Origin of the sequence: Chelativorans sp. AA-79 (genome assembly GCF_029457495.1) — a bacterium.
GTDB lineage: Bacteria > Pseudomonadota > Alphaproteobacteria > Rhizobiales > Rhizobiaceae > Chelativorans.
On record NZ_CP120361.1, the window covers coordinates 4,109,896 to 4,128,813 of the forward strand.

An 18,918-nucleotide genomic window follows, 5' to 3' on the forward strand; every position below is an offset into this window, starting at 1 on the left:
GGCCGTCGGAGCCACGCTATCGGGAGCAGCCGCCGCCCTTGCGGCGCTCCCCGCAAAGCTGGTCGAGCCCGTCATGCTCGGCCTGCAGAAGCTTCTGGGCGCCCGGCGCATGCCGTGGGTGTTCCTGATCCCCAATCTCACGGCCGTGCTCCTCTTCTCGCTCCTGCCCGTCTTCATCAACATCTTCTATTCGGTGACGGGCAGCGACCGCCTCTTCCCGCAGGAGCGGCCCTATGTGGGCGCCGCGAACTACGAAACGCTGCTGGATTGCGGGAATTATCTGGACCCGTCCACCTGCTCGCGCGATCTCTTCTGGCGGGCGCTCGGCAACACGCTCCTCTTCGTGCCGGTCCAGGTGGCGGCCATGATCGGCATCGCGCTCTTCACCGCCATCTGCATCAATCGCGACATCAGGGGGCGCGGCTTCTTCCGCGGCATCTTCTTCTTTCCCGTGATGCTGTCGCCGGTGGTGGTGGCGCTCACCTGGCAATGGATCCTGCAGCGCAACGGCGCGCTCAACGGCCTGCTCACGGCCGTCGGGCTTCCGCCCGTGAACTGGCTCGTGCTGCCGGACATGGCCTTCTTCTGGTCCGTCTTCGTGACCGTCTGGGCGCATATGGGTTTCTTCACCATCATCCTGCTCGCCGGGCTCCAGTCCATCCCGCGCGACGTCTACGAGGCGGCGAAAATGGATTCGGCGAGCCCCTGGCGCGTCTTCACGCGCATCACATTGCCCATGCTGAAGCCCACGCTGCTCGTGGTCTTCATTCTCTGCGTGATCCGTTCGGTGCAGACCTTCGACGAACTCTATGTGCTGACGGGCGGCGGGCCGGGCTCGGCGACGATCCTGATCGTGCAGTTCATCTACGAGACGGGCTTCGCCATCCAGCCGCGCAATTTCGGGCTGGCGGCGGCCGCCTCGCTGCTTCTCGGCGCCGTGCTGCTCGTCTTCACCGTCATCCAGCTCAGGCTTGCCCGGGGGCGGAGCTATGACTGAGCTGATGGTGCGCGACGAGCAAGGATCCATCCTGCGGTTCCTGACCCGCCGCCGCGGCAAGATCCGCGCCGACTGGACCGACTGGGCGACCTATCTCTACCTGTTCCTCGGCGTGGCGATCATGTTCGCGCCGGTGCTCTGGGTGGTGACCTCATCGTTCAAGACGCCGGCCAATCTTGCCGAATTTCCGCCCACCTTCCTTCCATACGCCACCGAGACCGTGGCAGTGGAAGACTATGACGAGCCGCTGCCCCTCTATGAGGTGAAGACCGAAGGCGGGGAGACGCGCCTCCTGGCGCAGGTGCGCCGGGTGGGCCTGAGGGCGCAGATGGTGGATCCGGCCAATCCGGAGGCCGGCCGGATCGTTGTGCCGATCGCCGACGCCGAGCCGGTACGGCGCATCTCCTTCACCTTCGCCAATTACGCGCGGCTGCTCTCCACATCGGGCTCCGACCTGTGGCTGTTCGTCTACAACTCGCTCTTCATCACCGTGGTGGCCACGATCATCACCGTGATCATGAACTCCATGGCGGCCTTCGCGCTCTCGAAATATAGATTCAAGGGCAATACCGTGGCGCTCGTCGCCATCCTGATGACGCTGATGATACCGCCGACCGTCGTGCTCGTGCCCACTTATCTGATCGTTGCGGAACTGGGCCTCGTCGGCAATCTGTGGGGTGTGATCCTGCCCACGGTGGCAACGCCGACAGGCGTCTTCCTGCTAAGACAGTACATGCTCACGATCCCCGACGAGCTCATCGAGGCGGCGCGCATGGATCATGCCAGCGAGTGGCGCATCTACTGGCGCATCATGCTGCCGCTTTCGGCACCTGCGCTCGCGGTGGTGGCGATCTTTTCGATCCTGTCGCGCTGGAACGACTTCCTGCTGCCGCTCGTGGTGCTCAACCGGCGCGAGGTCTACACGCTGCAGCTCGCACTCGCCTCCTTCCAGGACGAGAACCGGATTCAGTACGATCAGCTGCTCGCCATGACCACGCTGACCGCCCTGCCCCTCGCCTTCGCCTTCATCTTCCTGCAGCGCTACATCGCAAGCGGCATCGCCTCGACCGGAATCAAGTGAGAAAGAATGGCCGAACTCGCACTGGAACAACTGAGCAAATCCTTCGGCGCCGTCGAGGTGATCCCAAGCCTCGATCTTCAGATCAGCGACGGCGAGTTCGTCGTCTTCGTCGGCCCGTCAGGTTGCGGCAAATCCACCTTGCTCCGGCTCATCGCGGGGCTGGAGGAGGCGACCTCCGGGGACATCCGCATCGCCGGGAAAAGCATGGTCACGGTGCCTGCCGCGGACCGGGGCGTGGCCATGGTGTTCCAGTCCTACGCGCTCTATCCGCACATGACCGTGCGCCAGAACCTCTCCTTCGGGCTCGAGAACATCCGCATGCCGAGGGAAGAGATCGTGCGGCGGGTCGAGGCGGCGGCGAGGATGCTGCAGATCGAGGACTATCTCGAACGCCGCCCCAAGGAACTGTCGGGAGGCCAGCGGCAACGTGTCGCCATCGGCCGGGCGATCACGCGCGATCCCAAGATCTTCCTGTTCGACGAGCCGCTGTCCAATCTGGACGCCGAGCTGCGCGTGCTGATGCGGGTGGAGATCACCAGCCTGCACGAACGGCTGGGCAACACCATGATCTACGTCACCCACGACCAGATCGAAGCCATGACCATGGCCGACAAGATCGTGGTGCTGCGCAAAGGCGTGATCGAGCAGGTCGGGGCGCCCCTCGACCTCTACAACCGCCCGCGCAATCTCTTCGTCGCAGGTTTCATCGGCTCGCCGCGCATGAACTTCATCGACGGCGTGGTCAGCGAGGTCACCGAGACGGGCATCGCCTTCCAGAGCCCGCATCTGCCGCCTTTCACGCTTCCTGCCCGGCCGGGCGCCGTGCGCGCGGGAATGCCGGTGACGCTTGGTGTCCGTCCGGAGCATTTCGCCCTCTCGGTCGACGGAGAGGGTTGGCCGCTGGCATTGGGCGTGGCCGAGCAGCACGGCGCCAACAGCTATCTTCACTGCACGACGCCGGACGGTACGCCGATCCTGATCCATGAAGCCGGCCAGAGCCGTGTCCGGCGCGGCGACCTGCTCTTCGCCAAGCCCCAGGACGGGCATTGGCACCTCTTCGACAGCGAAGGGCTACGCCTGCCGCTTGCCGAGGACTGATCTTCGTCAGCAAATCACGCGGCGCCGGCGCGTAGACTGCCTTGCCGCCGCCGGCATGGCCGCTACCGCACGACGAGAACCGAAATCATCGCATGCCGGACGACGCGCGCCGCATTCGGACCGATGAGATAATCCTCCGGCCCCGGCCGCTTGGCGGACAGCACGATCAGGTCGGCCTTGACCAGCCCCGCATAGCGCAGGATCTCGCGGTAGATCGAGCCGTGGCCCACGATGTGGCGGTGCTTGATATCCGTCGGCACGTGCTTCGTGGTGAAGTCGTGCAGCGCCTGGTTGGCGTGATCGAGCGCCTTCTGCTCATGCCCCTTGGGGAAGAAGCCGCCGACGATCGACATGCCGTAGTCGGGCACCACCGTCATGACGTGCAGCCGGCTGCGGAAGGCGCGGGCATATTCGACCGCGGTCTCGACCGCGCGCATCTCGCTTTCCTCGTTGCCGAGATCGATGGAAAGGAGAATGTCCTTGTACATGGTCTTGCTCCTCCGTCAGACCGCCGGCCGCGGGACCGGTTTGCCGGCGATCGTGCCCCCGCGCCGGCGCTGCAGGAACACCACGAGCGCAAGGATGAGGACGGCCGGGATGTAGAAGACCTGGCGCGGCATGCGATCAGCAGCCGTCACCTCCACTGCAGTGAGTTGCACCGGCTGGTCGGCGTAGAAGTCCATGTTGGAAAGCGTGCGGCCGGCGAAGCTGTTGAAATCGAGCGGCTCGTCGACGATCACCGTCCCGTTCTCGATGCGCACGGGCAGGCCGGTGGCCTCCTCGAAGCGAGCCTCGCCGGTTTCCCCCGCTTCGCCGAGATTGAAGGCCATGGTGCGCTCCAGCATCTCGTCGGGATTCTCGAAGCTCGGCCCCCGGATGACGAGGCGCGCCTCCGCGCCGGACGGCTCGTTCTCGACCGCTTCGAACACCCGCTGAGGCTCGATCTGCTCGTAGGGCGGCTGGACGAGATCGAGGAAGAAACCGGGCCGCAGAAGCATGAAGGTGACCAGCAGCAGCGCCACCGATTCCCACAGGCGCGACTTCGTCATGAAGAAGCCCTGCGTGGCGGCGGCGAAGATCAGCATCGCCAGCAGCGAGAGGCAGAAGATCCATATCGCCTGCACCAACCCGACATTGATAAGCAGAAGGTCCGTGTTGAAGACGAAGATGAAGGGCAGGATCACCGTGCGGAGCGAATAGAAGAAGGCGGTGAAGCCCGTCTTCAGCGGGTCGCCTCCCGAGACCGCGGCCGCGGCAAAGGAGGCAAGCCCCACCGGTGGCGTCACATCGGCCATGATGCCGAAATAGAAGACGAACATATGCGCGGCGATCAGCGGGATCAGCACGCCGTTCGCCGCACCGAGCGTCACGATGACCGGCGCCATCAGCGAGGAGACGACGATATAGTTCGCCGTCGTCGGCAGGCCCATGCCGAGCACGAGGCTGATCACGGCCGTGTAGACGAGGATCAGGAAGATGTTTCCGCCCGACAGGAATTCGACGAATTCCGCCATGACCTGGCCGATGCCCGTGAGCGTGACTGTGCCCACCACAATGCCCGCCGCCGCCGTTGCGCAGGCGATGCCGATCATGTTGCGGGCGCCGGCGATGAGGCCGGCCACGAGATCGGCGAAACCTTCCGCGAAGGCCCGTCCCGTATCCGACTGCAAGCCGCGGAACAGAGCCTTCAAGGGCTTTTGCGTGAGAACGATGAAGATCAGCAGCAGGACCGCGTAGAAGGCCGACAGCCCGGGCGAGGTACGCTCGATCATCAGGAACCAGATGAGGACCACCAGGGGCAGGAGATAGTAGAGCCCGGTCTTCAGCACCTCGGTCGCGATCGGCAGTTGCACGACCGGCGCGTCCGGATCATCCAGTTCGAGATCCTGCCCCTGCGCCGCATACCAGACGAGCAGGACATAGACGCCGAGCAGAGCGAGAATGAGAACAGGGCCGGAAATGCCGGGGACCAGATAACGGATGAAGGCGACGCCGTAGTATACGATACCCGCCAGGATGACCATCGAGGCGATGGTGATGCCCGTCCGCATGAGGGTCACCGGCAGCGGGTGCGCGATGCGCTTCTCCAGCACCGGCATGTCGTTCTTCACCGCCTCCAGATGCACGACATAAAGGAGAGCGATATAGGTGATCACGGCCGGCAGGAAGGCATGCTTGATGACCTGCAGATAGGGGATGCCGACATATTCCACCATGAGAAAGGCGGCAGCCCCCATCACCGGCGGCATGATCTGGCCGTTCACCGAACTCGCCACCTCCACCGAGCCCGCTTTTTCGGGCGTGAAGCCCACCCGCTTCATCAGCGGGATCGTGAAGGTGCCGGTGGTGACCACATTGGCGATCGAAGAGCCGGAGATGAAGCCGGTCATCATCGAGGAAAGCACCGCCGCCTTGGCCGGGCCGCCGCGCAGATGGCCAAGCAGCGCGAAAGCGAGCTTGATGAAGAAGTTGCCGGCGCCCGCCCGGTCGAGCATGGAGCCGAACAGCACGAACAGGAACACGAAGGCCGAGGAGACGCCGAGCGCGACGCCGAAGACGCCGTTGGGCGACAGCCACATCTGGTCCATCGCGCGGCTGAAGGAGGCGCCTCCCCAGCGGATGATATCGGGCACGACCGGGGACGAACCGAAGAAGACATAGGCCAGGAAAACCAGTGCCACGATCACAAGCGGCGGGCCGAGCGCGCGGCGCGTGGCCTCCAGAAGAAGCAGCATGCCGAGCCCGGCCACCACGAGATCCCGCGTGATCGGCAGGCCCGGGCGCTGCGCCAGCTCATGGTAGAAGACGAAGATGTAGAGCGCACAGGCGGCGGCAGCCAGGGCCAGGATCCAATCCTGGATCGGCACCCGGTCGCGCGGGCTGCGGGTCAAGGCGGGGAACGCCACATAGGCGAGGAAGAGGCCGAAGGCCAGGTGGATGGCGCGGCTCTGCGCGTCGTTGAGCACGAGGCCGAGGCCGGTGAAGCTCGACAGGATATAAGGGAGCGGCGAGGCGATGTAGAGCTGGAACAGCGACCAGCAGAGCGCCACGCCGGCAATGATGTAGCCCGCCGTTCCCGCCGGATTGCGCGCGCCGGTATCGGTGGAGGCGACGAGATCCTGCAGATCGTCGCCGGAAAGCTGCGCCTGCCCCGGAGCACCCTTCGGATTGTCGGCCATCACTTCGTTCCCCAACAAAAGGAATCCGGATTATGATTGTTGCGCACGCGCCCTTCCAGCGGGCAAGTGCGATTCCTTCGGCCAATATGAAAAGGGCGCCCGCTGGCGGGCGCCCCTTGGCAACCGGCTCAGTTCAGCCAGCCCTGTTCGTTGTAGTACTTCTCCGCGCCGGGATGAAGCGGCGCCGAGTTGCCCTGGCTCACCATCTGCTCCGGCGTGAGATTGGCAAGGGCCGGATGCAGGCTCTTGAAGTCCTCGAAATTGTCGAAGACCGCCTTCACCAGCCCGTAGACCACATCCTCAGGCACGTCGGCGGAGCTGACGAGCGTCGCGCCCACGCCGAAAGTGTTCACATCCTGGTCAGTGCCGCGATACATGCCGCCCGGAATCACCGCCTTGAAATAATAGGGGTTTTCCTCGACCAGCTTGTCGACCACCTCACCTTCGACGGGCACGATTACGCTGTCGCAGGTGGTGGTGGCCTCTTCGATGGCGCCGGCCGGATGCCCGACCGTATAGGCGAAGGCATCGATGTTGTTGTCGCAGAGCGCCGATGCCTGCTCGGTTGGCGCAAGCTCCGCCGCAAGGGCGAAGTCCGAATTTGACCAGCCTTTCTCGGCAATCAGGATATCCATCAGCGCGCGTTGGCCGGAGCCGGGATTGCCTATATTGACCCGCTTGCCCTTGAGGTCGTCGAAATCCGAGACGTCGGCGTCCTGGCGGGCAACCACCGTCAGCGGCTCGGCATGCAGCGAGAAGACCGAGCGGAGGTTCTCATGCGCCCCGCCATCGGCGAAATTGGCTTCGCCGTTATAGGCATTGTACTGCACATCCGACTGAACGACGCCGAACTCGAGGTCGCCGCCCTTGATGGCATTGACGTTGAAGACCGAGCCGCCGGTCGATTCCACGGAGCAACGGATGCCCGTCTCGCGACGGTTCTGGTTCATCAGGCGGCAGATGGCGCCGCCGACGGGATAGTAAACACCCGTGACACCGCCGGTGCCGATCGAGACGAATCGCTGCTCCTGCGCCGTCGCGGCACCGGCCGACAGAATGCCGATCATCGCGGCCGCAACGCCAAAGCCGAGGATTCGATTTTGTTTCATGTTGTGTCTCCCTGAATGCACCAACTACTGTCTACGTCCTGCCTCCCACACGGAGGCACCTGCCAGAAGATGTTTCCGGCGGTTCTTACGCACAGCCCAAGCAGTGAACCTGAACGGCCATTCCCTTCAAGTCAATGGATAGACTGCGCAGTTCGGCGGAAGATGCAACGCAAAGTGGTGGTTGGTTGCCTCCGCCCACGGCCCTCATTTTCCTTCCTTTCTCCATCCGCCTCAGCTCAACGCACCGTCTATCGCTTCGCCGAGACGCTCGACGACGACATCCGCCGTCGCCCTGTCCAGGATGAAGGGCGGGGCGAGGAGCACATGGTCGCCGCGTGCGCCGTCGATCGTGCCGCCGGCGGGATAGACCATCAGGCCGCGCGCCATGGCCTCCTTCTTCACCCGCGCATGCATTTTCCGGGCAGGATCGAAGGGCTCCCTCGTGGCACGGTCCTCGACCAGTTCGAGGCCGAGGAAAAGCCCGCGGCCGCGGATATCGCCCACATGGGCATGGTTGCCGAAGCGCGCTTCGAGGCGGCCGCGCAGATACGCTCCCATCTCGCGGACATTGGCGAGCAGGTCGTCGCGTTCGATCACCTCTTGCACCGCGAGGGCGGCCGCGCAGGCCATCGGGTGGCCGATATAGGTGTGGCCGTGCTGGAATAGCCCCGATCCCTCTGCAAAGGCATCGAAGATCCGCCGCGAAAGCAGCACGGCGCCGATCGGCTGATAGCCGCCGCCAAGGCCCTTCGCGATCGTCACGAGGTCCGGGGCGACTCCGTCCTGCTCGCAGGCGAAGAGCGTGCCCGTGCGGCCCATCCCGCACATCACCTCGTCAAGGATGAGGAGAACGCCATAGCGGTCGCAGATCTCGCGGATATGCCTGAAGTAGCCGGGAACGGGCGGAACCGCACCCGCCGTGGCGCCCACCACGGGTTCCGCGATGAAGGCCATCACCGTGTCGGGACCCAGCTCCAGGATCTTGTCTTCCAGCTGCTGCGCCGCGCGCCGGCCGTACTCCTCCTCGCTTTCGCCCGGTTCCTTGTAGCGGTAGGCGTAGCAGGGGTCGATGTGATGCGTGTCGATCAGGAGCGGGCGGAACTGCGCGCGGCGCCACTCGTTGCCGCCGGCGGCCAGCGTGCCCAGCGTGTTGCCGTGATAGCTCTGCCGGCGGGCGACGATGTTGCGCCTTTGCGGCTCGCCCTTCTCCACGAAATACTGCCGCGCCATCTTCAGCGCCGCCTCGTTCGCCTCCGAGCCGCCGGAGACGAAATAGGCGTGGCTGATGCCCTCGGGTGCTGCCTTCACCAGCCGCTCGGCCAGCGCTTCCGCCGGCTCGGTGGTGAAAAAGCTCGTATGCGCATAGGCGAGCCGGTCGGCCTGGCGCTTCAGCGCCGCAACGATGTCGGGATGGTCGTGCCCGAGGCAGGAGACCGCCGCGCCGCCCGAGGCATCGATATAGGCTTTGCCCGTGTCGTCGAAGAGCTCGACGCCCCGGCCGCCCACGGCGACCGGCAATTCTCCATGGATCTGGCGATGCAGGATGTAGGTCATGAACGGTTTCCCTGCCGCTGCGTCGCGGCGAATTCGAAAAGATGGACCTTGAGTTCGGAAAGCTGCCGCTCCGTGCGCGCGATCGCCTCCAGCGCCTCCTCCCCGCCCTCGCCCGCCACGAGTGCCGCGAGGATCTCCACCGCCGCGAAGGCCGGCGCCATGGCATGGAAGAAGGAAGGGCTGTCGGTGCCCACGATGACGGCATGGCGGGCGAGCCTTGCCACGGGCGAAGCCTGACCGTCGGTGAGCGCGACCACGAGGAGTCCCTTGGTGTGAGCATGGCGCGCGGCCTCGACGGTCGTCCGCGTATAGGGAGCGACCGTGGCAACGAAGACCACGTCCTCCTTCGTGGCGAAGCGGAACGCGTCGAGCCCGGTGCCGCCATCGAAATCGAGATAGACCGCCTTCTCGCCGAGGAAATTGAGCAGATAGGCGAGATGCCCGGCCACCGGCCGGCAGGAGCGCAGGCCGACGCAATAGATGCGTCGCGCGCGGGCCATGGCGGCGGCTGCCTCCGCCAGCGCCGCAGCGGTATCCTCGCCCAGCGCAGCGGTCTGGCGCGCGGTCGCGGCGGCGATCTCCCGCGCCAGCGCCAGTCCGCCCGCCTCGCGCTGGCGGGCGACCTGCGCGCCGGCCCTGCCCGAGAAGCCCAGCGCCTGCTCCTTGAGCGCCTCGCCATGGATCTGGCGCAGCTCCTCGTAGCCATCGAGGCCGAAGCGCTTGGCGAGACGCGTCATCGTCCACGGCCGAACGCCCGCCCGGCGCGCCTGCTCGCGCATGGAAAGAAGCGCCACGTCGCCCGGATGCTCCAACACATAACGCGCCGCCACCTCCATCTGGCCGGGGAGCGTGTCGACCGTACGCGTGATCTCTTCGGCAAGCGCGGCACAATCCATGCAGGCATCCTAGACCCGCTTTCAGGAATGTGCAACAAGTGTTGCATCTTCTGCAACGAATGGAGGATGCGCGTGATGCGGATGGACGGCGTCGCGATTGCTGTGGCCCCCAATGGCGGACGGCGCACCAAGGCGGACCATCCCGCCCTGCCGCTCGACGCGCCGGAACTGGCGGAGACGGCCGTTTCGTGCCTCGATGCGGGCGCGGCCATGCTGCACATGCATGTGCGAGACAAGGTTGGCCGGCACATTCTCGATGCGGAGGCCTACCGCGAGGCCATCCGGGCCGTGCGCCAGGCGGTGGGCGACCGGATCGTGATCCAGATCACCACGGAGGCCGTGGGTCTCTATCAACCGCAGGAGCAGATGGACGTGGTGCGGGCGGTCAGGCCCGAGGCGGCATCGATGGCGCTGCGGGAACTCGTGCCCGACGCGAGCCATGAAACCCGGTTCGCGCAGTTCCTCGCCTTCACGAAGGCGGAGGAGATCGTTCCCCAGATCATCCTCTATCATCCGGACGAAGCGCGGCAGCTCAAGGACATGATGGCGCGGGGGATGGTTCCCTACGACGACCTCCCGGTGCTCCACGTGCTCGGCCGCTACACCGAGGGCCAGCGCTCCGCACCCGCCGACCTGCTGCCGTTCCTGGCGCCGGACATGCCGCGCTTCGGCCATTTCATGGTCTGCGCCTTCGGCGCGCGCGAGGCGGCCTGCGTGACGGCGGGCGCGCTGCTCGGCGGCCATGTGCGGACCGGTTTCGAGAACAATCTCCTGCTCCCCGACGGCAGCGCCGCGCCCGACAATGCCGCCCTGGTGTCCACGGCGGCGCAGGCGCTGAGCGCATTGGGCCTCATGATCGCGGATGCCGACGGTCTGCGCACCGCGTGGCAGCGGCTCGTCGGCTAGGATGGCCTACGCAACGCGATCGAGAATCCCGGCAAGCGCCACCCCCGCTTCGGCGGCTTCGGCGCGGAGCGCCTCTTCCGTCGCCTCCGCGCTGACGCCGAGCCGCACGAGCACGGCATGAATGCCGAAGGCGGCCGCACCCGCAATGTCGTGCTCCAGGCTGTCGCCGATGGCGACGATCCTTTCCTTCGCCGGAGCCCCGCAAAGGCGATGGGCGTATTCATAGATGGGCGCATGCGGCTTGCCGACCCAGAGGACGCGCCCGCCCAGGGTCTCATAGAGTTTCGCGATGCTGCCCGCCGCCGGGGCAAGGCCGTTGGGCGTGAGCATGCGGATGTCGGGGTTGGTGCAGATGGCCTGCACGCCCACCTCCGCGGCCGGGCGCAGAAGCGCCGCGTAACCGTCGAGCCCGATGCGGTCCGCCTGGCTACCGGAGATCACGACAAGATCCGCGTCGCCGGCGCGCTCCACCACAGCGAGCCCCAGCCGCTCGGCGAGATTGGCGTCGTTCCCGCTCGAGATCGTGAAACATCTTGTGGCCGGGGAAACCGCCAGCCCCGCCGCACCCGATCTCAGAAGATCGACCGCAACATCCCCCGAAGTGACGAAATGGTCGAAGGAGCCGGCCGGGAATCCCAGCCCGACGAAACGTGCCGCATTGTCGGTGCCGGATTTGCCCGAATTGGACAGGATGACCACGGTCTTGCCCGCCTGCCGCATCGCAAGCAGCGCCTCCACCGCGCCCGGATAGGGGCTGGAGCCGTCGTGCAGCGTGCCGAACTGATCGACGAAGAACACGTCGTGGGCCGCGATCAGCGCTTGCAGTTCCCTTGAGACGCCCATCAGGAAAGTGCCCGCAATGCGAGCCGAGCCGTGCCGGCGGCGGCTTCGGTGGAAGCAGCCTGGAGGAAGGGCACGCCGAGCCGGCGCTGGCGGATGCGCATCCAGGCCGCGTTCGCCGCGCCGCCGCCGACGCTTCTCACCGCTCGCAGGGCCGGCGCTCCAAGCTCCGACAGCCGCGCATATCCCTGCGCCTCGACTGCAGCAATCCCCTCCAACAGGCCCTGGAAGAAGACCGCGTCGTCGGAAGGCCTGGGATCGAGCCGCGGCGCAAGAGCGGGGTCGTTCACCGGAAAGCGCTCGCCGGGACGCAGCAGCGGATAGTAGTCGAGACCGGTCGGGCGATCAGGGTTGAGCCGTTCGGTGAGTTCGGCAAGCCGGTCATCCGGGAAGTACGCGCGGATGACGGCCCCGCCCGTGTTGGACGCTCCCCCCGCAAGCCACATGCCGGCAATGCGGTGGCTGTAGATGCCATAGGCCGGCGCATTGATCTCGCGGTCCGACAGAAGCTTGAGGACGAGCGTCGAGCCGAGCGCTGTCACGCCGTCGCCAACATCGCCTGCGCCTGTGGCGAGGAAGGAGGCGCAGCCATCCGTGGTGCCGCTGACGATGACCGCGGAGGCAGGCAGGCCGAAGGTGCGCGCCTTCTCCCCCACCGGGCAGAGTACCGTACCGGCCGGTACGACTTCGGGAAGGATGGCGGGATCGAGCCCCAGCTTCGCGATCCAGTCCGGCCACCGCCTCGCCGTCAGGTCGTAGCCGGTCTTGAGCGCGTTGTTCTCGTCGCTCACCGGCCCGCCGCCCAATTGCATGGCGATCCAGTCGGCCTGGTGCACGACGCGGGCGACCGCCGGCTGCCGGGCGAGGAAGGCCGCTCGGGCGAGAGCCGAATGCTTGCCGCGCGCGGGGCTTTCCGCCGGTGCAATCGCCTCCAGCAGCGCGGTGACGTGCGGGTCCGGACAGGCCACGTCATACATCAGCGCCCGGCCGAGCGGCGCACCCGCCCCGTCCAGCGCGAGCACGGTTCCGGACGTGCCGTCCACGGCGACGGCAGCGATGTCCTGGAGAGAGACCTTGCGCGTGAGATCCTCGAGACAGGCCTCCACGCCCCGCCACCAGGCGGCCGGGTCGTCCCGCTGGGCCGCGTTGCGGTAGCGTTCGGCCGCGAGGGCGCAGGTCCGGCCGTCCTCATCGAGCGCCGCGATGCGGACGCCGGAACTCCCGACATCGATGCCCAGGGCCCGCGGAGGCTTCGGAATCATTTCAGTTCCCCGCCCGATCCAGCTTCTGCCGGTACTGCTCCGCTTCCCAATGCGTCAGTTCGTATTCCTGCGCGGAATCCAGATAATCGACCGGCGCCTGGGGATCGATGCGCAGCGCAACCTCCGCCAGGCACCGCGCCATGGCAAGGCCGCCGGGCGAAAGCTCCTTGGAGACGAGCACGCCTCGGCCTGGATCGAGGATCATTTTCGGATGCGGCTTGCCGGCCGCGTCCGCCGCCTTCAACAAATCACCGAGCGATTGCCCCTCGAGAAGACCGAGTTCAGTGCCCAGAAAGATCACATGGTCGGGATAGAGCGAACCCGACCGCGCGATCCTGCAAGCATCCGGGTCGAGCGCCACACGATGCGTCGCCTCATCGTCCGGGAGGCGGTATTGCGAACCCGATGCGAGGCCGGAAAGATGGCCGGGATCCGGCGCGGCGCTCTTCCTCGGCTCCGCCGCGAGCGCCGAGGTCACCGCCTCGATCCTCTCGTCCACCTCCTCCACGCTTTCCCCGGCGATGATGATGCCATGGTTGCGCAGGACGAGCACGTCCGGCCCGTCCTTCGCCACCAGCGCGATCTCGCGCGCAAGCGGCATGCCGGGCCGCCGATAGGGGATCATCCCCCAGCGCAGATGAGGAAGGGCACTCATCCGCCGCGACACCACCTCTTCGGCGTCGGAGCGCACGGCATGCGCGATCGTGTTCACGCAGTGGAAATGGGCGACGACCGGCTGCGGCATCACGGCATGGACGCTCGTCTCGATGGAAGGCCGCAGCCTGCTCGCGTTCAGTTCCTCCACCACGAAATCGGTGGCCTTGTCGGCGCGGATGTCGCCCGCTTCAAGAGCCGACACCAAGGGCGCGACGGCGACCGGAACGAAGATTTCCTTCTCCTCCGCCTGCGCAAGCCAGGTGCCGGAAGCCTTCACCCACATGGTTCCATCGGCCTTGACGGAGGTGTTGCCTCCCGCGCCCTGCGTGCGCGTGATGTCTCTCCCCAGTCGTGCCGAGAGTTCCTTGAGCGCCGGCAGCGCCGAAGCCTGGGCCACCACGTCCCCCTCCGTCAAACGATGCCTTCGGGGCGGCGCGCACCGCCGACCCTTTGTGACTCCTACACAGTATGATGTAGTTTCGTCAATGGTGAGCAAAGTCGCTTGCGAACGAGGCGCATATTTGATTATATCCGATCAAAAGGCGCCCATGCACCGGGGAGGAATTTCGGTTGTGAGTGATCTGGATCGCCACAGAGCCATCAAGGACCTGCTGAAGGAGCGCCCGTTCGCATCGGTGCGCGACCTGCAGAAGGTGCTCGGTGTCTCCGCGGCGACGGTACGGCGCGACATCGACAAGCTCCACGAAACCGGCATCGCGCGCAAGGTCTATGGCGGCATCTCCGCAACCGACGGTTACGGCTCGACGGCCCGTGCCTCGGCGCGCCCCTATGACGAGAACCGCGACATCGCGGTGGAGGCGAAGCAGGCGATCGCGCGCATGGCGGAGACGCTGGTGCGCGACGGCGATTCCATCATGGTCCACGCGGGCTCCACCTGCTACCATCTCGGCGTGCGGCTCGCCCGCCGGAACCTGAAGATCTATACCAATTCCATGCCCCTTGCCGCACATCTGGGCGAGCGCGGCACGTGCCAACTCGTGATTTCGGGCGGCGAGCTGCACCGGGAACCCGGTATCATCCATGGCATGGATTCTTCGGTGTCCTCCTTCTTCGCCTCGAAGTTCTTCCTGGGAACCCAAGGCATCAGCGAGGATGGAATCCTGGAGTCGCACCCACTTCTGGTGCGGGCCATCACGCATCTGAGCGAGCGTGCCGACGAGATCGTCCTCCTTGCCGACAGCCGTAAGTTCTCGCTTCGCCCGCGCCACGCCGTCCTGCCACTCTCGCGGATCAGCACCCTCGTGACGGACGATGGTGTTTCCGACAAGAACGCGAAGATGATCGAGGACGCCGGCATCCAGCTTCTCATTGCGCAGGTTGCGGGAGAGCCGGCATGACTGGCCCGCTCGCCGTCTTCGATCTCGGCAAGACGAACTCGAAGCTGTTCGTCTTCTCGCCCGAGGGTGAAATCCTGGCGGAGGAGCGCACGGTCCCGCAATGGCGCGACCATGGCGGGATCAGGGTGCTGGACGACACGCAGCTTCATGCCTGGATGCAGGCGGCGCTCGCAAAGGCCGTGGAAGAGCACGGCGTTGAGGGCGTGATGTTTTCCGGTCACGGCTGCACTTTCGCGCTCGTGGCCGACGGCGCGCTCACGCATCCGATCCTGGACTATGAGCAGGAGCCGCCGGAGCACATCGCCCAGGAAATCGACGCACTCGTCCCGCCCTTCTCCGAGACCTATTCGCCGCGCCTGCCGCTCGGCTTCAATTTCGGGCGCCACATCCTGTGGCTGGAGAAGGCTGCGCCGAGGGCGGTTTCCGATGCGGAGCACATCCTCGGCTACCCGCAATTCTGGAGCTGGCGCTTTTCCGGCGTGCCCGTCTCGGAGATTTCCTACCTCGGCTGCCACTCCCATCTGTGGGCGCCGCTCCGGGAGAAATTTTCCTCGCTCGTCGATCAACGGGGCTGGCAGGAAAAGATGCCGCCCTTCGCGCGGTCGGGGGCCGTTCTCGGCACCACGGAGGTCGCGCTCCCGTCGGGGAACAAGCACACGGTCGACATCCACAACGGCGTGCACGACTCCAACGCCGCGCTCCATTGCTACCGCGCGGCGGGGCACCGGTCCTTCACCCTCGTCTCCAGCGGCACCTGGGTGATCATCTTCAATACCGACAGCCCCCTGGAGACGCTCGACGAGCGGCGGGACATGCTGGCCAATGTGAGCGTCGACGGCGTGCCGACGCCGACGATCCGTTTCATGGGCGGCCGCGAGTTCGACACGATCCGCGCCGGCGCCGCCCCGAAGGTGAGCCTCGGCGATCTCCAGGCCGTCATCGACAACCGGGTCTTCGCGCTCCCAAGCTTTGCCCCCGGCGGCCCGGTACCCGAAACCACGGGCGAGATCGTCGGCCGGACCGGCTCCGACGCCGAACGGGCGGCGGCAGCCCTTCTCTACGTCGTGCTCATGACGGATCTCTGCCTCGACCTCATCGGCTCGGAAAACACCGTCATCGTCGACGGCGGGCTGGTGAAGACCGGTTTCTACGTCGAAATGCTCGCGCAGCTCCGCCCTGGCCAGCGGCTTCTTTCGAGCGACAATCCCGAAGGCTCGGCAGTGGGAGCCGCGATCCTCGCCTTCGAGGCGAAGAACGTCGGACTGAACCCGGTGCACTGCGCCGAAGCCAGCGCCACTGCGCTTCGCGGCTTCGAAGAGTATCGCAAGCGCTGGCGCGAGATGGTGGAACAGAGACGGGCGGGGCAAGCGATGCCCGCGAAGAAAGCCGCGGGAGCTGCACCATGACGCCAGTCACCGACAGCGCACCCGTTCTGGAGATGCGCAACATCAGCAAGACCTTCGGGGCGATCCATGCCCTGAAGAACGTCTCCCTGACCGTGAATGCCGGCGAGCTGCACGCGCTCATGGGCGAAAACGGGGCCGGCAAGTCCACGCTGATGAAGGTGCTCTCCGGCGCCTATGTCGCCGATCCCGGCGGCGAGGTCCTGGTGGACGGCAAGCCGATGGTGACGGGCAACCCCAAGATCGCCCGTGCCAACGGCATCGCCGTCATCTACCAGGAGCTGTCGCTCTCGCCCAATCTCACGGTCGCGCAGAACATCTTCCTGGGCAACGAACCTTCGCGCTTCGGCCTCGTCGACCGCCGGGCAATGCTTCGGGCGGCCGGGCCGATCCTCCAGAGGCTGGGCGTGAGCTTCTCGCCGCAAACCCAGGTGGGAACGCTCTCGCTGGGCGAGCGGCAGCTCGTCGAGATCGCCCGGGCGCTGAGCACGAATGCGCGCATCATCGTCATGGACGAGCCCACCACCTCGCTCACCACGCGCGAGACCGAACAGCTCTTCGAGGTGATCCGGAATCTCAAGAAGGAACGGATCGCCGTCATCTATATCAGCCACCGGATGGAAGAGATCTACCGGCTTGCCGACCGCTGCAGCGTGCTGCGCGACGGCGGCTATGTCGGCACCCTGGAACGGGAGGAGCTTTCCGCCTCCCGGCTCGTATCGATGATGGTGGGGCGGGATCTCTCCTCCTTCTACAAGAAAGAACACTACACGCCGAAGCAGGGCGGCGAGGTGATCCTTTCCGTGCGCGATCTCGCCGACGGCGTGCGCGTGCACGGCTGCTCCTTCGAGCTCCATCGCGGCGAGGTGCTCGGCATCGCCGGCCTCGTCGGCTCCGGCCGCACCGAACTGGCGCGCCTCATCTATGGGGCGGACAAGCGCACCTCGGGAACCGTCACCCTCAACGGCAAGGAGCTCTCGATCCACTCACCCCGCGAGGCGCTGGATCAGGGCATCGCCTATCTCACCGAGGACCGGAAGGCGCTCGGCCTGTTCCTCGACATGTCCATCGCCGAGAACGTCAATATCAGCGTGATCGAGGAGGATGCCAGGCCAGGCGGCCTGCTCGACTTCAGGGCGGCCGCCCGGCGCGCCGCCAAAGCCGTCGAGGCGCTGTCGATCCGCGCCCACAACACATCCGTCAATGCCGGCTCGCTTTCGGGCGGCAACCAGCAGAAGGTGCTGCTGGCGCGGCTGCTCGAGACCGCACCCAAGGTGATCATCCTGGACGAGCCGACGCGCGGCGTGGATGTGGGCGCGAAGTCCGAGATCTATCGGCTGATCGACGAGCTTGCCCGGCAGGGCATCGCCATCATCATCATCTCCAGCGAGCTGCCTGAAATCATCGGCGTGGCCGACCGCGCGCTGGTCATGCGGGAGGGGCGCATCGCCGGCGAGGTGGCGGCCAGCGCGAAAACCCCGATCGACCAGGAGGCCGTCATGGCCCTATCCACCGGCGCCGCCACGGCCGAGGCCGCATGAACGGAAAAGCCCAGGGACCGAGAATCCGATGACAGACGCAGTCGCACAAACCGAGAGAGACCGCCAGATCAAGCTCCGCCTCATGATCACGGCGCTGGGCATGCTGCCGGTGCTGGTGCTCCTTGCCATCGGCTTCGAGCTCCTCACCGGGCGGTTCCTGACCTTCAACAACCTGTCGATCGTCATGCAGCAGGCGGCGATCAACATCGTGCTCGCCGCCGGCATGACCTTCGTCATCCTGACGGGCGGCATCGATCTCTCGGTGGGCTCCATCCTGGCAGCCTCGGCGATGGTCGCCGTCATCATCTCCCTCGTCCCGGAATGGGGAATGCTCGGCATCCCGGCCGCGCTCGCCATGGGGCTCGCCTGCGGCCTCGCCAACGGCATGCTCATCGCCTATCTGCGGCTGCCGCCTTTCATCGTCACGCTGGGATCGCTCACCGCGGTGCGCGGCCTGGCGCGGCTTCTCGGCAATGACACGACGGTGTTCAACCCGGCCCTGCCCTTCAGCTTCATCGGCAACGGCACCCTTTTCGGGGTGCCGTGGCTTGCGATCATCGCCGTCGCGGTCGTGCTCGTCTCCTGGTTCATCCTGCGCCGCACCGTGCTCGGCACGTGGATCTACGCTGTCGGCGGCAATATGGAAGCGGCGCGGCTTACCGGCATCAAGGTCTCCCTCGTCCTGCTCTTCGTCTACGCCATGTCGGGGCTTCTTTCAGGATTGGGCGGTGTGATGTCGGCCGCGCGTCTTTATGCGGCCAACGGCCTGCAGCTCGGCCAGGCCTACGAGCTCGACGCGATCGCCGCCGTCATCCTGGGCGGCACGAGCTTCGTGGGCGGCGTCGGCTCCATCTGGGGCACGCTGATCGGCGCGCTCATCATCGCCGTCCTGTCGAACGGGCTCATCCTCGTGGGGATCTCGGACATCTGGCAGTACATCATCAAGGGATTGGTCATCATCGCCGCTGTCGCGCTGGATCGCTATCGCCTCCAGGGCGCCAGCAGAACCTGATCGATGATCGAGTGCCGGTTATCGA

Annotated in this window: 16 protein-coding genes; 8 read left to right on the forward strand and 8 right to left on the reverse strand. The window is 66.0% G+C overall.

The window, feature by feature from the left end; genetic code table 11:
* The first annotated feature begins 73 nt into the window (after positions 1-73).
* The 3 genes from PVE73_RS20115 to ugpC are packed head-to-tail and all read left to right on the forward strand — an operon-like array spanning position 74 to position 3,176.
* The gene (locus PVE73_RS20115; RefSeq protein WP_277367525.1) at positions 74-997 is read left to right on the forward strand and encodes a sugar ABC transporter permease; all 924 of its coding nucleotides are present in this window, start codon (positions 74-76) and stop codon (positions 995-997) included.
* The gene (locus PVE73_RS20120) at positions 990-2,078 is read left to right on the forward strand and encodes a carbohydrate ABC transporter permease (protein ID WP_277363946.1); all 1,089 of its coding nucleotides are present in this window, start codon (positions 990-992) and stop codon (positions 2,076-2,078) included. The genes PVE73_RS20115 and PVE73_RS20120 overlap by 8 nt, the downstream gene beginning before the upstream one ends.
* Before the next feature lie 6 nt (positions 2,079-2,084).
* Complete coding sequence (ugpC, locus tag PVE73_RS20125; protein ID WP_277363947.1) at positions 2,085-3,176, forward strand: sn-glycerol-3-phosphate ABC transporter ATP-binding protein UgpC; 1,092 nt, start codon at positions 2,085-2,087, stop codon at positions 3,174-3,176.
* A gap of 62 nt (positions 3,177-3,238) precedes the next feature.
* On the opposite strand, the gene PVE73_RS20130 is transcribed toward ugpC, so the two are convergent.
* The 5 genes from PVE73_RS20130 to PVE73_RS20150 form a co-directional block, all read right to left on the reverse strand.
* Entirely contained in the window at positions 3,239-3,664 is a 426-nt protein-coding gene (locus tag PVE73_RS20130) for a universal stress protein (RefSeq protein ID WP_277363948.1), read from the reverse strand.
* Between the two features lie 15 nt (positions 3,665-3,679).
* Positions 3,680-6,355: a TRAP transporter permease gene (locus PVE73_RS20135; protein WP_277363949.1), complete on the reverse strand. Its 2,676-nt coding sequence runs from the start codon at positions 6,353-6,355 to the stop codon at positions 3,680-3,682.
* Positions 6,356-6,483: 128 nt separating this feature from the next.
* Positions 6,484-7,464, reverse strand: a complete 981-nt coding sequence (locus tag PVE73_RS20140) for a TAXI family TRAP transporter solute-binding subunit (RefSeq protein WP_277363950.1) — start codon at positions 7,462-7,464, stop codon at positions 6,484-6,486.
* A 231-nt stretch (positions 7,465-7,695) separates the two neighbouring features.
* Complete coding sequence (locus PVE73_RS20145) at positions 7,696-9,018, reverse strand: aspartate aminotransferase family protein (protein ID WP_277363951.1); 1,323 nt, start codon at positions 9,016-9,018, stop codon at positions 7,696-7,698.
* Positions 9,015-9,914 (reverse strand): MurR/RpiR family transcriptional regulator, encoded by a 900-nt coding sequence (locus PVE73_RS20150; protein ID WP_277363952.1) that lies wholly within the window; start codon positions 9,912-9,914, stop codon positions 9,015-9,017. The genes PVE73_RS20145 and PVE73_RS20150 overlap by 4 nt, the downstream gene beginning before the upstream one ends.
* Before the next feature lie 66 nt (positions 9,915-9,980).
* Here PVE73_RS20150 and PVE73_RS20155 point away from each other — a divergent pair, with 66 nt between their 5' ends.
* Complete coding sequence (locus PVE73_RS20155; RefSeq protein WP_277363953.1) at positions 9,981-10,820, forward strand: 3-keto-5-aminohexanoate cleavage protein; 840 nt, start codon at positions 9,981-9,983, stop codon at positions 10,818-10,820.
* A 6-nt stretch (positions 10,821-10,826) separates the two neighbouring features.
* On the opposite strand, the gene PVE73_RS20160 is transcribed toward PVE73_RS20155, so the two are convergent.
* From PVE73_RS20160 to PVE73_RS20170, 3 genes are read right to left on the reverse strand one after another with little or no spacing between them, the layout of a single operon-like run.
* Positions 10,827-11,663, reverse strand: coding sequence for a TIGR01459 family HAD-type hydrolase (locus tag PVE73_RS20160; protein WP_277363954.1), 837 nt, complete (start codon positions 11,661-11,663; stop codon positions 10,827-10,829).
* A complete protein-coding gene (locus PVE73_RS20165) occupies positions 11,663-12,922 on the reverse strand; it encodes an FGGY-family carbohydrate kinase (RefSeq protein WP_277363955.1) in 1,260 nt (419 codons plus the stop codon). The genes PVE73_RS20160 and PVE73_RS20165 overlap by 1 nt, the downstream gene beginning before the upstream one ends.
* 1 nt (position 12,923) lies before the next feature.
* Positions 12,924-13,976 (reverse strand): class II aldolase/adducin family protein, encoded by a 1,053-nt coding sequence (locus PVE73_RS20170; protein WP_277363956.1) that lies wholly within the window; start codon positions 13,974-13,976, stop codon positions 12,924-12,926.
* A gap of 175 nt (positions 13,977-14,151) precedes the next feature.
* On the opposite strand from PVE73_RS20170, the gene PVE73_RS20175 reads away from it, so the two are divergent.
* The 4 genes from PVE73_RS20175 (at position 14,152) to PVE73_RS20190 (ending at position 18,893) form a co-directional block, all read left to right on the forward strand.
* Positions 14,152-14,937 (forward strand): DeoR/GlpR family DNA-binding transcription regulator, encoded by a 786-nt coding sequence (locus PVE73_RS20175; RefSeq protein WP_277363957.1) that lies wholly within the window; start codon positions 14,152-14,154, stop codon positions 14,935-14,937.
* Positions 14,934-16,343 (forward strand): carbohydrate kinase, encoded by a 1,410-nt coding sequence (locus tag PVE73_RS20180; RefSeq protein ID WP_277363958.1) that lies wholly within the window; start codon positions 14,934-14,936, stop codon positions 16,341-16,343. The genes PVE73_RS20175 and PVE73_RS20180 overlap by 4 nt, the downstream gene beginning before the upstream one ends.
* Positions 16,340-17,881, forward strand: a complete 1,542-nt coding sequence (locus PVE73_RS20185; protein ID WP_277363959.1) for a sugar ABC transporter ATP-binding protein — start codon at positions 16,340-16,342, stop codon at positions 17,879-17,881. Before PVE73_RS20180 ends, PVE73_RS20185 begins: the two co-directional genes overlap by 4 nt.
* Before the next feature lie 82 nt (positions 17,882-17,963).
* A complete protein-coding gene (locus tag PVE73_RS20190) occupies positions 17,964-18,893 on the forward strand; it encodes a ribose ABC transporter permease (RefSeq protein ID WP_277367526.1) in 930 nt (309 codons plus the stop codon).
* The last annotated feature ends 25 nt before the right edge of the window (positions 18,894-18,918 follow it).

Coding starts and splice junctions, on each gene's coding strand:
- PVE73_RS20145 (WP_277363951.1), bottom strand. CDS start 9,018: ATGACCTACATCCTGCATCGCCAGATCCATGGAGAATTGCCGGTCGCC.
- PVE73_RS20185 (WP_277363959.1), top strand. CDS start 16,340: ATGACGCCAGTCACCGACAGCGCACCCGTTCTGGAGATGCGCAACATC.
- ugpC (WP_277363947.1), top strand. CDS start 2,085: ATGGCCGAACTCGCACTGGAACAACTGAGCAAATCCTTCGGCGCCGTC.
- PVE73_RS20120 (WP_277363946.1), top strand. CDS start 990: ATGACTGAGCTGATGGTGCGCGACGAGCAAGGATCCATCCTGCGGTTC.
- PVE73_RS20190 (WP_277367526.1), top strand. CDS start 17,964: ATGATCACGGCGCTGGGCATGCTGCCGGTGCTGGTGCTCCTTGCCATC.
- PVE73_RS20180 (WP_277363958.1), top strand. CDS start 14,934: ATGACTGGCCCGCTCGCCGTCTTCGATCTCGGCAAGACGAACTCGAAG.
- PVE73_RS20150 (WP_277363952.1), bottom strand. CDS start 9,914: ATGGATTGTGCCGCGCTTGCCGAAGAGATCACGCGTACGGTCGACACG.
- PVE73_RS20140 (WP_277363950.1), bottom strand. CDS start 7,464: ATGAAACAAAATCGAATCCTCGGCTTTGGCGTTGCGGCCGCGATGATC.
- PVE73_RS20115 (WP_277367525.1), top strand. CDS start 74: ATGCTCGGCCTGCAGAAGCTTCTGGGCGCCCGGCGCATGCCGTGGGTG.
- PVE73_RS20160 (WP_277363954.1), bottom strand. CDS start 11,663: ATGGGCGTCTCAAGGGAACTGCAAGCGCTGATCGCGGCCCACGACGTG.
- PVE73_RS20155 (WP_277363953.1), top strand. CDS start 9,981: ATGCGCGTGATGCGGATGGACGGCGTCGCGATTGCTGTGGCCCCCAAT.
- PVE73_RS20130 (WP_277363948.1), bottom strand. CDS start 3,664: ATGTACAAGGACATTCTCCTTTCCATCGATCTCGGCAACGAGGAAAGC.
- PVE73_RS20135 (WP_277363949.1), bottom strand. CDS start 6,355: ATGGCCGACAATCCGAAGGGTGCTCCGGGGCAGGCGCAGCTTTCCGGC.
- PVE73_RS20165 (WP_277363955.1), bottom strand. CDS start 12,922: ATGATTCCGAAGCCTCCGCGGGCCCTGGGCATCGATGTCGGGAGTTCC.